Annotated in this window: 11 protein-coding genes; 3 read left to right on the top strand and 8 right to left on the bottom strand. The window is 62.0% G+C overall.

The window, feature by feature from the left end:
- Positions 1-18: 18 nt before the first annotated feature.
- Positions 19-1,005, bottom strand: coding sequence for an NtaA/DmoA family FMN-dependent monooxygenase (locus CFR76_RS13670; protein WP_456305907.1), 987 nt, complete (start codon positions 1,003-1,005; stop codon positions 19-21).
- 31 nt (positions 1,006-1,036) lie between these two features.
- Complete coding sequence (locus tag CFR76_RS13665; protein ID WP_208624006.1) at positions 1,037-3,310, bottom strand: TonB-dependent receptor family protein; 2,274 nt, start codon at positions 3,308-3,310, stop codon at positions 1,037-1,039.
- A gap of 174 nt (positions 3,311-3,484) precedes the next feature.
- Here CFR76_RS13665 and CFR76_RS18735 point away from each other — a divergent pair, with 174 nt between their 5' ends.
- On the top strand, positions 3,485-3,619 hold the full coding sequence (locus CFR76_RS18735; RefSeq protein WP_264986526.1) for a hypothetical protein: 135 nt from the start codon (positions 3,485-3,487) through the stop codon (positions 3,617-3,619).
- Here CFR76_RS18735 and CFR76_RS13660 read toward each other — a convergent pair.
- Genes CFR76_RS13660 through CFR76_RS13635 form a run of 6 tightly spaced genes read right to left on the bottom strand, consistent with a single transcriptional unit; the run spans position 3,606 to position 10,968 of the window.
- Complete coding sequence (locus CFR76_RS13660; RefSeq protein WP_110557528.1) at positions 3,606-4,148, bottom strand: flavin reductase; 543 nt, start codon at positions 4,146-4,148, stop codon at positions 3,606-3,608. The genes CFR76_RS18735 and CFR76_RS13660 overlap by 14 nt on opposite strands.
- A gap of 6 nt (positions 4,149-4,154) precedes the next feature.
- Positions 4,155-5,654 (bottom strand): MFS transporter, encoded by a 1,500-nt coding sequence (locus tag CFR76_RS13655; protein WP_110557524.1) that lies wholly within the window; start codon positions 5,652-5,654, stop codon positions 4,155-4,157.
- Complete coding sequence (locus CFR76_RS13650; protein ID WP_110557523.1) at positions 5,651-7,090, bottom strand: FAD/NAD(P)-binding protein; 1,440 nt, start codon at positions 7,088-7,090, stop codon at positions 5,651-5,653. The genes CFR76_RS13655 and CFR76_RS13650 overlap by 4 nt, the downstream gene beginning before the upstream one ends.
- A gap of 16 nt (positions 7,091-7,106) precedes the next feature.
- Positions 7,107-8,270: an FMNH2-dependent alkanesulfonate monooxygenase gene (gene ssuD / locus CFR76_RS13645; protein ID WP_110557522.1), complete on the bottom strand. Its 1,164-nt coding sequence runs from the start codon at positions 8,268-8,270 to the stop codon at positions 7,107-7,109.
- 2 nt (positions 8,271-8,272) lie between these two features.
- Entirely contained in the window at positions 8,273-9,703 is a 1,431-nt protein-coding gene (locus CFR76_RS13640) for an LLM class flavin-dependent oxidoreductase (protein ID WP_110557521.1), read from the bottom strand.
- Positions 9,700-10,968 (bottom strand): acyl-CoA dehydrogenase family protein, encoded by a 1,269-nt coding sequence (locus tag CFR76_RS13635; protein WP_110557520.1) that lies wholly within the window; start codon positions 10,966-10,968, stop codon positions 9,700-9,702. Before CFR76_RS13635 ends, CFR76_RS13640 begins: the two co-directional genes overlap by 4 nt.
- A 527-nt stretch (positions 10,969-11,495) precedes the next feature.
- Here CFR76_RS13635 and CFR76_RS13630 point away from each other — a divergent pair.
- Both CFR76_RS13630 and CFR76_RS13625 read left to right on the top strand, forming a co-directional pair.
- Positions 11,496-12,455 (top strand): aliphatic sulfonate ABC transporter substrate-binding protein, encoded by a 960-nt coding sequence (locus tag CFR76_RS13630; protein ID WP_110557519.1) that lies wholly within the window; start codon positions 11,496-11,498, stop codon positions 12,453-12,455.
- 4 nt (positions 12,456-12,459) lie between these two features.
- On the top strand, positions 12,460-13,611 hold the full coding sequence (locus CFR76_RS13625) for an acyl-CoA dehydrogenase family protein (protein ID WP_110557518.1): 1,152 nt from the start codon (positions 12,460-12,462) through the stop codon (positions 13,609-13,611).
- Positions 13,612-13,639 lie beyond the last annotated feature (28 nt).

Genomic DNA, 13,639 nt, shown 5'->3' with positions numbered 1-13,639 from the left:
CCATCCAGAATGCCTCCTTCAGAGAATGGTCTGCATCCTATGAATCACATTTTTAAACCGATGGGTACCCCGTGAGTCAGGCCAAACAATGGTTGGTATTATATACTGCTTGTAATCCTCATACTTTGCCCATGCTTCTTCATGTGTTGGCGCCGTCACGATGGTCAGCAGGGAGAAAATCAGCGGTTCATCGCTGCGGCGCCCCTGAATCAGGGCCTGCCCCCGTATGCTGGCAACCGTTTTGCGGACGATTTCCTTCGATGGTCCGGCAATAAAAACACATTCGGCATGCGTGCCCGCAAATTGCTGTCCCCGGCGGGACGCACCGGCCTGAAACAGCACCGGCGTGCGCTGGGGCGAAGGTTCGGACAGGTGAATGGCATCCACCGTGAAGTATTTCCCGTCATGGCGGATACGGTGAACCTTCGATGGGTCGGTAAACACCCCGCTGGCACGGTCGCGCCGTACGGCGTCATCCTCCCAACTGCCTTCCCACAGATCATAGACGACCCGCATGTATTCATCCGCTATGTCATAGCGCGCATCATGGGATGACTGCTGCGCCTTTCCCGTGCTTTTTGCCGCGCTGTCCAGATAACCCGTGACGATATTCCACCCGATGCGTCCCTGTGTCAGGTGATCCAGCGTGGACATGCGCCGCGCAAAGGGAAACGGGTGTTCGTAAGACAGGGTCGCCGTAAGCCCAAAGCCAAGATTGCGCGTGACAGACGCCATGGCTGATACCAGCATGGCGGGATCATTGACCGGCACCTGTGCCGCATTGCGCAGCGCCGCATCGGGGGATGCGCCATACACATCATAAATACCCAGCACATCCGCCAGGAACAGGGCGTCAAACAGGCCGCGTTCCAGCGTGCGGGCCAGATCTGTCCAGTATTGCAGGGTATGGTACTGGTCCGAGCGGTCACGCGGGTGCCGCCACAGGCCGCTGGCCTGATGGGACACGCAGTTCATGTCAAACGCGTTGAGGCGAATTTCTTTCATCTGGGCATATCCGTTCAGAACTGTACTGTATTCAGTCAAACCCGATCGACGCGCCAACAAACACGCCAAACCCGTCACCCGGCTGCATGACCGACAGTTGCTTGCCAGCGGCCTTGTAACCGGGCACGACAATGGCCGCGTAATGCGTATTGGCCAGGTTGTTGAAGCTTATGAAGACTTCACGATGCTTGTGTGGCCAGGAATAACCGATATTGGCGTTATAGATGTGGTACGAAGGCGCGAAATACGTCATGTCATAGGATGCGCCCACCCTGGACGACACCTGCGCGTTGAAACTGGCGTAAAACCCGTTGCGCATATCCAGATGGACTTCCCCCTGATAGAAATGTTCGGGGATTCCGGGCAGGTGATTATTGCCAAAAACGGCATCATGCCTGTAACGGAAATCCTGATATGTATAGGCCTGCCGCAATGACAGCGTATTGCCCGCCCATTTCAGCAGTTCCGTTTCCAGTGAAACCTCGACACCCTGATGCATGGTGGGCGAGGCATTGCCGTAAATCGACGTGCCCGCCGCGAGCGATGCCGGTGTCGTCACCGTCAGCAGTTCGTTATGCACCGAGGAATGATAGTAACTCAGGCTCCATTTATTATGGAAATAATGACCCGTGGTTCCGATTTCGAACGTGGTTGCGGTCTGGTTGCGCAGGCGGCCGGATGTGGAATTCTCGCCCGCGGCATGCTGTAACGGGTAACTGGCCGCGTTATAGTAATTACCGGCATAGTTGTAGTTCCAGTCATTAGGCGGCTGCAGGCTGCGGCTGACATTGCCATATATTTCCACATGGCTGTCCGGTTTGTAACGGAAGCCGCCACGTGGAATGAAATTGACCGAAGTGGTGTGCAGGTCGCTGCGGTTGGGATAGGTCACATCCGACATGCGCTTGATGAAGGCCACGGCCCCGGCCGCCGTCAGCCACAGGTTATGCGCGACCTCGGTGTTGTTGCGCAGGTGGAAGTAGTTTTCCGTGCCGCCATATTCTACATTACGCAGCAGCGTTCCATCCGGCACGCCACCAAATACACTGCTGACACGGATGCGGTTGCGCTGCCAGGCCTCGATATCGGTATAGCTCAGGATACCGAACTGCGTGTCGCTCCTGTGGCCTGCCAGCACATCATGCCGGTCGTAATTCAGCACGCCCGCAATCGTCTTGTAGCCCCAGATCTGGGATGACGCGGTGTTCTGGATATCAATCGGCGCATCCTGATAATTGCCGCCGACCTCGATCTTTGATTTGTCATCAATCCTGATGGTGGTCATGGACCCGTAATACTTCGTGCCCGGCTGGATACGGTGCGCGCCCCATGCATAATACGGCGACTGCGCCTGCCTGGGATCGGACAGGATCTGGTCACGCGTCAGGTAGCCAGGATAGCCGTTAACCGTCTGCCGGTACCGGAAGAAGGCCCGTGTTGAAACACGGTCATTGAAACGGTAGCCAAAATTGGTGTTCAGCCCGAAGCTGGTCGCCTTGGTATTGTCCTGATAGCCACCACGATAGGAATTGGTCGCGCTGATATAGTAATCGAATTTACCAAATACCCCGCCGGAGCTGAGCTGTTCCTTGACGTAGCCAAAACTGCCGGCTTCGACACGGGCCTGGTACCGCTGCGCGTCATATCCGGTCATGGACACGTAATTCAGCGCGCCGCCCAGTTGCATGCCGCCGTAATCGAACGCGTTCGCCCCGCGTAGTACCTCGGTATAACGCAGGCCCAGCGGTTCAAACAGTTCATAGGGCGTGCCGGCCGGCGTCGTGACCGGCAGGCCGTCAAACATCATGAGCAGGCCGGAGCGAAAGTAATTGGTGCCGGTGGCGATACCCGACCCACGGATCGACAGCCGTATGCCATCTCCCCCGCCCGAGGACTGCGCGAACACGCCCGGCTGGAATGACAGGGCATCCGCATTGGTGAAGTTGCGGCCCTTCAGCACTTTCTGCGCGTCGATCACGCTGGTCGCGCCGGGAATGGATGCCAGGCGCGCCTCCGCGCGGGAAGCGGGCGACAGGCGATGGCGCGAGACGGAAATGACCTCTGGCCGTGTAGGCGAAGGGACGGCATGATCTGGCGATACCGTTGACCCCTTGGGTCGCGTGGGCCGGACATGCTGTGTTTCGGGGCTATGTCGCACGGGGGGCGAGGCCACGGTGTCCGCCGCGAACGCGCCGGGCGCGAAACCCAGCAGGTAGGAACCGACCACGACGGTCGTCCGGCGCGACAGCAGGCGGGAGCGGGAAAAAAATCTGTCAGGTGGGGGGCGTACGGATATCCGCGTCATTGGGAATGATTCCATGGATGCATGAATACGCATGATTATTGTGTGAATGTTTTTTATTCATTTCATCAGTTCTTATCGTGTACACATTTTACTGTTTCCTGAACGAAAAATACCTGTAGCCTGCCTGGAAGCATTGTCCATGAAACATCCCGAAAATCGTAAGGAAGTTTATTGGTGAAGCTTTTTGCAAAAGCTTCGAAAGAACGCCGCCTTTTTGAAAAAAGGCAGCACCCAAAAACTTTTATTGTTTTTTATCAATGGGTAGTTTTCAAACAGTCTCTGATGCCTTTTATTTTTATTTGGGAATAATGCGGCCGTACTGCCGGTTGAACCAGACAAGGGCAGGCCGGATATCATCATGACCAACGGTTACACCAACCACATGCGCAATGACGACCGTATGCGTTCCCACATCACGGATTTCACGGATACGGCAGTCAAAGCTGACCAGCGCATCATCCAGAACCGGCGCACCGGTCAGGCCCGCATGCCATTTGCCAGCCGCGAAACGCTCCGCCATGGACCGCGACCGGCTGCTGAAGATGTTCGACAGGCCGTGCTGGCCTTCATGCAGGACATTGATGGCCAGGACACCATGTTCCAGTATATGCGGGTGCGCGCTTGTAGTGCGGTTTATGCACACCAGCAGCGTCGGCGGCGTGTCCGACACACTGCATACCGCCGATGCCGTAAATCCGTGCGGGCCGTGTGGCCCATCCGTCGTCACGACCGTAACCGCGCCGGACAGCGCCGCCATGCCGTTACGGAAGGTATCGGCACTGACCGTCGCTTCATCGGGTGGGGTGTAGCCAAACGGCGCGATGACATTGGTCGTCATGGTCAATCAGTTCCTGGTATCGGTTGAAAACAGCAGTTCGGGCGCATGCAGTACCACTTCCCGCCGCACGGGTGGGGCCTGCTGGCGCAATGCGGGGTCCATGTCGGGGTCGTAGCCGAACACATCCCAGCGCGAGAAAAAGGCGATCACCACACCCGCCAGCGGCGCCAGCAGCGCAACCCGGAACAGCGCGGGACCAAGGTGGGTGTTCATCCACGGGAAGGACAGCAGGATCAGCGTGCCGCCAATGCCCGATACCAGCCGTGCGATGCCGATGCCCAGTCCACGCAGTTCGGTGGGGTAGCTCAGGGTGGGATAGACCATAAGCTGGCATCCCGGGCCGAACCCCTGGGCGAACAGGAAGGCGGCAAAACCGGCAAGGGCCGCGATGACGCCCGCTGTGCCATGGGGCACGCCAACCAGCGCCAGTGTCCCGACCCCCGCCACCTGCATGGCGTAACCGGCAAGGATTATGGGGCGGGAGCGCACGCTGCGGGCCAGACGTACGCCCAGCAGGCCACCGGGAAAGGCCACGGCAAGGTTGAGGATGATCGAAATCACCACCACCTGCACCGGGTTTGCATGCAAGATCGAGACCAGCAGCGTGGGCAGGCCGAATATGATGATGTTGTAGGACATGCTGCTGATCAGCGTCATGGCGGCGACCATCAGCCCGCGCCGCAGCAGCGGCCGCCGTACCAGCCGCCACGGATCGACCGGCATGGCCACCGGTGCCTGTCCCGGAACGGCACGGACGACAGGGTCAATGCCGTATGACCGGCGCAGGATGTCAGCCGCACGCTGCAGGTCGCCCCGGCGGGCGATCCATACCGGGGATTCGCTCATGTAACGCCCGCGCACCATAATGATGACCAACGCCGGGACCGCGCCAAACGCCAGCGACGCCCGCCACAGCCAGTCGGGATGACCCGCAGGCAGCACATAAGACAGGGCGAACACGATCACGAAGCAGGCGGATGACGCCGCATACCATGTCGGGCACCATGCCGCCGCATGGGCCGCCTTGCTGCCGCGTCCCTCCAGCCGCGAGAATTCCGACAGGAACGCCATCGCGACCGGCAGGTCCATGCCCACCCCGAACCCCATGGCGAAACGCGCCGCGATCAGGATGCCGGCCGTGGGGGCGAACCCCGCCACCAGGGCCGCGATGACAAAGCACACCATATCGGCCATGAAAACCGCGTACCGCCCGATGCGGTCCGTCAGCCACCCGCCCGCGATACTGCCCACGATGGTCCCGGCATTCAGTGCGGCGGCAACCAGCCCGGTCTGGAACGCGGACAGGCCGAAATGCGCCTGCACATCCGAAATGCCCCATGACAGGGTGGTCAGGTCATAGGCGTCAAGAAACACGCCCCCCAGCGCCAGTGCGACAACCATGCGCGCATGGCTGCCAGCACGTGGGCCGGCATTTACAAGGGCGGATATGTCATCCGCGTCGCGCACGACGGGACGCCCATGGATGGTTCGTGCCAGCGCGGTCATGTCGTTGCCCGTTCTTTTTCAGGGTCATGGACAGTGGTAAGGGACGCCGCCAGCGTGCCGATGATGACAGCCAGCTTTTCGGCGTGGCGCGTGACTTCGGGCAGGCCCATCAGTTCCCCGAACCGCCCGCGCGCCAGCGGTCCCGCCACGAACAGGGTCCCTTCGTGCCGGTTGCCAACGCAGGCACGCCCCAGCGCATCCACATGCAGGCCCAGCCCGGTCGCATCCATTTCCACCAGGCCGGCCGCCGCCAGTTCGCGCAGGTACGGCACGGTCTGGATGATCGCGCCATGCGCCGGCCCTGTCGTGGTGATGATGGCGTCATACGTCCCATCCCGTTCGTAGGTGGCGCCATGGCGGATGGTCGTGGCAAAACGGCCCCGCGCCACCCGCACGGCGGTCAGCCGCCCGGCCACGATATCCAGCGTGCCGGCACGTTCGCGGGCATGCAGCACGTCTTCCGCCTGTGGCGCGATACGGAAACGGTGCGTATCCCAGAACGGGCGGAGGTGCCGGATCAGCCGCCTGCGTTCAGGCAGGGACAGGGCGGCCCAGATATCGGGCGCCTGTTCGCGCAGGCGGTCGAACACGGCCTGCCATGGCTGGTCTGGATGGGCCGCCAGCACGTGGCGTACGCGGCGTAACAGGTGGACCACCGTGCGTGATGGCGGGGAGATGAATTGCCCCACCGGGTCAACGGCGTGCGCCGCATGGCCATGCGAACGCTGCCCGCGCCGGGAAATGGCGGTGATCTTTCCCGTATGCCCGCGTGCCGTCAGTGTGACGACGACATCCGCCATGCTCAGTCCCGTGCCAATGACCAGGATACGGTCGGACGGCGCTATGTCTTCCAGCGCACCGGCCCGCCATGGATTGGTGACCAGGACAGGATGATGCCCGGCAGGCAGGTGCAGGTCGCGCAGCAGTTCCGGTGGCTGCGGCGCGGGATGGCTGGTGGCGATGACCACGATGTCGGCAGCCGTGGCGTCCCCCACGGTATCCGTAATGACCCAGCCGCCATCAGGCGATCTGTGCACGCCTGCCACCTTGCGGCGCAGGTGCGTCGCCACACCTGAATGCAGCACCGGGGCCAGCCGGTCGGCCACATAGCGGCCAAATACGGCGCGGGCGGGAAAGGCGCTACCATCCGGCCTGATGGCCGCCGGGTCATCGGCCAGCGCGTCCGTCTGCCGGATCCAGCTTGCGAAATCATCGGGCTGGCTGGTGTCTATGCTCATGCGCGATGCAGGCACGTTCACCCGGTGCTGCGGGTCGGTTGCGCCATAGGCCAGCCCCGCGCCAAGGAAGGGACGCGGTTCGAACACGGTCATGCGTATGGGCGTACTGGTATCGCGCGCAAGGTGCCACGCCAGCGCCGCGCCGCTGCACCCGCCGCCGATAATGGCGATATGGGGAATATGGGGGGAAACGGGCATGGCACGGCTCCTGCTGTCAGGCGGCGCGGGTGGGGCGGTGGTCGCCCGCGATGGTTTCGCCAAACGGCCCCATGTTGTTCAGGTCCGACGCCGCGCGCACGGGGTGGGTGGTCGGCAGATTGGGCAGTACGCGTTCACCGAACTGGTAGGCTTCCTCCAGGTGCGGGTAGCCGGAGAAAATGAACGTATCGATGCCCAGCCTGCGGTATTCATCAATCCGTTCCGCCACCGTATCGGCATCGCCCACCAGCGCGGTTCCCGCCCCGCCGCGCACCAGGCCGACGCCCGCCCACAGGTTGGGGCTGATTTCCAGCCTGTCGCGGCGGCCGCCGTGCAGCGCGCTCATGCGCGACTGGCCCACGGAATCCATGCGGGCAAAGACCTTCTGCGCCTTTTCGATGGTGGCGTCGTCCAGGTGGCTGATCAGGCGGTCGGCTTCATGCCAGGCCTCCTCCGCCGTTTCGCGTACGATGACATGCAGCCTGATGCCAAATGACACCTCGCGCCCCTGCGCATGGGCCAGTTTGCGCACATGGCTGATCTTTTCCGCCACCAGCGCCGGGGGTTCGCCCCATGTCAGGTACTTGTCGACCGACTTGGCGGCGACATGGGCGGCGGCTTCCGACGATCCGCCAAAATACAGCGGCGGCCCGTCATTCTGGTACGGCGCGAACAGCAGGCGGCCATCCTTTATGGTAAAGTGCCTGCCTTCGAAATTGACATCCTCGCCACGCAGCAGCGCACGGTAGATATCAAGGAATTCGTCCGTGATCTCGTATCGGGTGGCATGGTCGGCAAACAGGCCATCGCCCGCGTTTTCCGCCGGGTCGCCGCCGGTCACGATATTGATCAGCAGCCGCCCGTTGGAAAAACGGTCCAATGTCGCGGTCATGCGCGCGGCAAGTGTTGGCGACAGCAGGCCCGGGCGGACCGCGATCAGGTAGCGCAGCCGTTCGGTCACGGGGGCAAGGGCGGAGGCAACGACCGAGCTATCCTCGCAACTGCGCCCCGTCGGGATCAGGACACCATAATAACCCAGCGTATCAGCAGCCTTGGCCACCTGCTGCAGGTAGGGCAGGTCAACCGGCCTGCCGCCCTTCTGCGTGCCAAGGTAGCGGCTGTCGCCATGGGTGGGCAGGAACCACAGCACATTGATCTTGTCAGGAACGGCGTAGGACATGGTTACGAAGCCTTGGAAAATGTTTCGTTGGGAAAAAGCGGTTCCGCCGGCGCGTGCAGGACTGCGGGGTCGCGGTAGCGGCTGCCGAAATGCCGGCTGGGCAGATGCGGCTGGCCCGGCGTGAACAGGCGTTCGCGCAGGGTCTCACGCGGGGTGTAGGCCGTGCGGTAGCGCCCGCGGCGCTGCAGTTCGGGCACGATCAGGTCAATGAAATCGCGCGCGGTCTCGAATGTGTGGTACTGGCGCAGGTTGATGCCATCGATCCCGTCAACATCCAGCCAGCGTTCGATTTCATCGGCGACCGTGTCAGGCGTGCCCACGACGAAGAAGCGCCCCTCGTCAAACGATGCGATCTGGCGCAGCGCGCTGCCTGCCGTCTGTTCGGGGTGGAAGCGCCGGCCCATATTGCCAAACGGCACGCCTTCGCGTTTCAGGATGTCGCCAATACGGGCATCAGCGGGATAACGGCGCAGGTCGATTTCCGCCTGCGCATGGATCAGCGCGCCCTCGACGCTGTAATACTGGCGGTATTTCTCCAGCTTCTTTTCAGCCAGATGCTGCGTCGTATCAGTGATGATGCCAGCCATGACAATAAAACGGATGTCATCGCCATTGCGGCCATGGACGCGCGCGCGTTCGCGCGTGCGGGCGATGTTTGCGCGCACGGCTTCCGTCGTCTGGCCGCCAATGAACACGACCTCCGCATGGCGGGCGGCGAATTCCAGCCCCGCGGGCGACCCGGTTGCCTGAAACAGCACCGGCGTGCGCTGCCGGCCGGGCGAGACCAGATGCGGTCCCGCCACGCGGAAATGCCGCCCGTCATGGTTGATGGGCCGCACGGCATCGGGATTGGCGTAAATGCCGGATGCCACGTCATTGACGACCGCATCATCATCCCAGCTGCCTTCCCACAGCTTGTAGAGGACATCGAGGTATTCATCCGCGATGGCGTAGCGCTGGTCATGGGGGATTTCGTCCTCCATGCCAAAATTGCGCGCGGCGCTGCGCAGGTAGGATGTCACGATGTTCCACCCCACGCGGCCTTCGGTCAGCAGGTCCAGCGTCGCCATGCGCCGGGCAAAGGCGAAGGGGGGTTCGTACGTCGTGGAAAACGTGACGCCAAAGCCGAGGTTTTTCGTCACCGCCGCCATGGCGGGCACCAGCATCAGGGGATCGAGGTTCGGGATCTGCAACCCTTCGCGCAGGGCGGCGGCCGTGCCATCGCCAAAGCGGTCATAGGTGCCGATGACATCGGCCAGGAAGACCGCGTCAAACAGCCCTTCTTCCGCCAGTCTGGCCACTTCCAGCCAGTACGCCATTTCCCCGAACCGGTGCCGGTTGTTACCCGGCGCACGCCACATGCCATGCACGATATGGCTGACGCAGGCCATTTCGAACAGGTTGACGTGCAACTGTCTGGGCTGCGTTGTCATGCCGCGTGTTCCTGCCGTGCGCCCGTGGAGACGGGCGATGTGGCGCCGGCCCGATCGCGCCAGCGCGAACCGAACGCCGTGCCATTCAGCACAAGGTCACCCAGTTCACGCTGCCGCTGGACCAGCGGGTTATGCGACGCCAGCGTGCGGGCGTTGCGCCAGTGACGGTCCAGCCGCCGTGATGTGCTGGTGGCGGAGGCGCCGCCCACTTCAAACAGCAGCGTGGCGGCGTCCAGCACCTGCCCCGCCACGACCTGCTGCGCCTGATAGGCGCACAGTTGCGCCGTATCGAAGGCCGGGCCGCTTTCGTGTCCCGCCGCCCATTGCGGGAAGGCCGCATCCAGCGTCCATGCCACCTTTTCCACCAGCGTATCGGCGGAAAACGACAGGGCGGACAGGCGTCCCACAACGCCCTGCACCAGCGGGTCATGCCGCTGGGCCACCTGGCCCGGAACGCCAAAGGTCCGGGTGCGCGGGCGCACGAAGGCCACGGCGTCGCGCACGATGGCCCGCCCGATCCCCGCCAGCGTGGCAAGGTGGAAAAGCTGGTAGTAGGTGGTGAAGTATTCATTGGTGGGGAATTCGGAAAGCGGCGTGCGGTTGATGATGTTTTCATCCGGCACGGCAACATTCCTGAAATGCGTCGTCCCGCTGCCGGTCAGGCGCTGGCCAAAGCCGTCCCAGTCATCAATACGGGTCACGCCGGGGGCGTCCGCTGGCACCACTAGCTGGATGCGATCCGTTCCATCGGTGGCGATGGCGACAATCCACGACGCATAAAGCGTGCCGGTGGAATAGTATTTCGTGCCCTCCAGCAACCACTGCCCCCGCGGATCGGGCGCGAGGGTGGTGGTGGTGCCGGTACTGTCCGTCAGTTCCGCCATGGCGGCGCCGAACAGGGCGCCCTTTGCCACCTGTTCCAGCCAGTACGCGGCGCGCGGGCTGTCGCCTTCATGCAGGCGCCCTTCGACAAAGGCGAAATGAGCGCGGAAGATCTGCGGCAGGTTTGAATCCGCTTCGGCCAGTTCCGCCAGCAACGCAAAGGCTTCCGGCAGGCTGGCCCCGCTGCCACCATACCGCACCGGCACGCGCAATGCGCCAAAACCGGCATCCAGCAGCCACCGTACCGCGTCATGGGCCAGGATGCGGTTTTCCTCACGATCAATGGCACCATCGGCAATACGCGCGAAAACCGGGCGCAGCCTTTGCGCGAGCGCATCAATCCGTGGGGAGAAACCGTGGGGAGGATGTACCGGATCTGTCATGGCGACCTCATCGCGTGCATATTTTAACTATTTTGTGTGCGCATTTATATTTTGCACACACTAACAACGACAATTAATGAGTCAATAAAATAACAACGATCAAGTATGATTTTATATCCGGGGACCGGACGGGTTTCGGGGAAATTTTCCCGTAAAACGATCGAAAATTACAAAGATAATTTTATTAAGTTACTGTTTATGAATGATATTTTTATCATAAAAATAACAATTAAAATCGTATTATAAGGATTGGAAAAGTTTCCGTTAAATTATACAAATTAAATCGTTATATGATTTTCCTGTCCCATATCCCGTGAATCGGGACAGGGTCCGGGCTTGATCACGACTTCGGAATCCATATCCAACGACAATTATCCCGTTGACATACGAATTAACGGTTATAATGTCATAAACTATTATTAACTATGTTTTATAGTTAAATACCGCTGGCGGCCGGTCGATCCATGGATCGGCATGGAACCGCCACACGGAACAGCCTCCACACCCCTGCTACAGGTAAGCCTGCAATGAAACGGTATTCACGTCGCACGATCCTGGCCGGTCTTGGCATGGCGCTGTCGTCACCGGTATGGGCGGCGCGCGGGGCGCATGCGGCACAGGACACCACGATCCGCATAGGCTACCAGCAGTACGGCACGCTGGTGGTACTCAGACATAGCGGGCTGCTGGAACGCGCCCTTGCCCCCGCCGGGATACGGGTGCGGTGGTCCGAATTCATTGCTGGCCCCCAACTGCTGCAGGCGCTTGCGGCGGATGCGATCGACATTGGCGAAACCGGGAACGCGCCCCCGGTCATGGCGCAGGCCGCATGGCCCGATGGGCTGGCCTATATCGGCTGTTCGGCACCCGCCCCGCATGGCGAGGGCGTGCTGGTGCCCGCCAGCAGTCCCATACAGGCCGCAGCGGACCTGAAGGGACGCCGCATTGCCCTGAACCGCGGGTCCAACGTGCATTACCTGCTGCTGGCACTGCTGCAACGCGCGGGAATTGCATGGACCGACATCCACCCCGTCTACCTGCCGCCCGCCGCCGGTCGCGCCGCGTTCGAGACCGGGCAGGTGGATGCATGGGCGATATGGGACCCGTACCTGAGCGCGGCCCTGATGGATACGCAGGCCCGCCTGCTGGTGGATGCGCAGGGTGTGACGACCAACCGGCAGTTCCTGATCGCCAGCAGGCCGTTCGCGGACCGTAATCCCGGCAATGTCTTCACCCTGCTGGCGCAGGCGCGGCAGGACTGCGTGCAATGGGCGGCGGATCATGCCGATACGCTGACCACCGACATTGCCGCCAGTACCGGCCTGTCCCGTCCCGTCATCACCCGTGCGCTGGCGCAACTGGCGCTACGCCCCGCACCGCTGGATCAGGCTGTCGTGACCGAACAGCAGGAGATTGCGGCCACCCTGTTCCATGCGCGCCTGATCCCGGGCGTCCCGGATATCCGGGCTATCGTACGGGGAGCGTGAAGCCATGTCCGCAGACCTTCATACCGCACAGGATGCCCTTGATACGGCAACACACCTGCAGGCGCGCCTTGCCGCCCGTGCGGCCCACCATGACCGCACCGGGATTTTCGCACAGGAAAATATTGACGACCTGCGCCGGGCGGGACTGCTGTCACTACGCATTTCCACGCCCGGTCGGCCCACGCCGTTCACCCTTGGCGTCGTGCAGGATATCGTGGGCCGGATTGCGCAGGGCGATGCCTCCACCGCGCTGGCCATGGTCAACCATTACATGGTGCGGGCCGCGATCGCCCACCATGAATTCGGGTCAGGCGATGTGGCGCGCTGGATGGAAGGCGAACAGCATGACCAACTGGTCAATATCCTGCTGGCGGAGCCTGACCTTGGCTCCGCCTCGCGGGGTGGCCTGCCCGGCACAGTGGCGTCCCGCACGGCCGGGGGATGGGTGCTGGACGGCCGCAAGGCCTATGTTACCGGCATTCCCGGCCTGTCGTGGCTGCTGGTGCGCGCCCGCACGGATGAAGACCCGGCAAGGGTTGGCACATTCATGGTCCCGGCCATGGCGGATGGCATCCATGTCATTGAAAACTGGGACCATATCGGCATGCGCGCCAGCAACAGCCATGAAGTCACCTTCACGCAGGTTGCGCTTGCGCCGGATGCGGCGCTGGGGCTGCATGCGCCCGATGCGCCACCGGCAGGGGGCAATATCCTCATGCTCTGGAACACGGGGCTGCTGGGGTCCCTGTATAATGGCATCGCCACCTCAGCACTCGCATGGTTTGGTGAATTCCTGAAAAACCGCGTGCCGTCCAATCTGGGCGCGCCGCTTTCAACCCTGCCCGCCATGCGCGACGCCGTGGGGGGCTTTGCCATTACGCTGCACATGAACGCCATGCTGCTGCGGCTTTACGCCACGGATGTCACGGCCGCGCGCCCGCTGCCCGAACTGAACGCGCATGCAGCGGTGATAAAATCGCGCGTGGTCGATGCGGCGGCCGATTTTACGGCCGCCCTGCTGGGGCTTGCGGGCAATGCCGGGCTGTCCGCCCATAACCCGCTGGAACGTGCCCATCGCGATGCGCTGTGTGGCCGTATCCATGCGCCTCATGGGGAATTGCTGCGCCGGGTTGCGGGGCAGCAGGCGCTGTCATGAATCCCGATCATCCCTGATCCCATCCAGA

The organism is Komagataeibacter swingsii, assembly GCF_003207895.1.
GTDB lineage: Bacteria > Pseudomonadota > Alphaproteobacteria > Acetobacterales > Acetobacteraceae > Komagataeibacter > Komagataeibacter swingsii.
This window is presented reverse-complemented; position numbering and strand designations above follow the sequence as displayed.

What these genes read in the sequence shown, in the direction of transcription:
- CFR76_RS13655 (WP_110557524.1), bottom strand. Translation starts at nt 5,654, where the DNA reads ATGACCGCGCTGGCACGAACCATCCATGGGCGTCCCGTCGTGCGCGAC.
- CFR76_RS13670 (WP_456305907.1), bottom strand. Translation starts at nt 1,005, where the DNA reads ATGAAAGAAATTCGCCTCAACGCGTTTGACATGAACTGCGTGTCCCAT.
- CFR76_RS13630 (WP_110557519.1), top strand. Translation starts at nt 11,496, where the DNA reads ATGAAACGGTATTCACGTCGCACGATCCTGGCCGGTCTTGGCATGGCG.
- CFR76_RS13665 (WP_208624006.1), bottom strand. Translation starts at nt 3,310, where the DNA reads ATGACGCGGATATCCGTACGCCCCCCACCTGACAGATTTTTTTCCCGC.
- CFR76_RS13625 (WP_110557518.1), top strand. Translation starts at nt 12,460, where the DNA reads ATGTCCGCAGACCTTCATACCGCACAGGATGCCCTTGATACGGCAACA.
- CFR76_RS13660 (WP_110557528.1), bottom strand. Translation starts at nt 4,148, where the DNA reads ATGACGACCAATGTCATCGCGCCGTTTGGCTACACCCCACCCGATGAA.
- ssuD (WP_110557522.1), bottom strand. Translation starts at nt 8,270, where the DNA reads ATGTCCTACGCCGTTCCTGACAAGATCAATGTGCTGTGGTTCCTGCCC.
- CFR76_RS13640 (WP_110557521.1), bottom strand. Translation starts at nt 9,703, where the DNA reads ATGACAACGCAGCCCAGACAGTTGCACGTCAACCTGTTCGAAATGGCC.
- CFR76_RS13650 (WP_110557523.1), bottom strand. Translation starts at nt 7,090, where the DNA reads ATGCCCGTTTCCCCCCATATTCCCCATATCGCCATTATCGGCGGCGGG.
- CFR76_RS13635 (WP_110557520.1), bottom strand. Translation starts at nt 10,968, where the DNA reads ATGACAGATCCGGTACATCCTCCCCACGGTTTCTCCCCACGGATTGAT.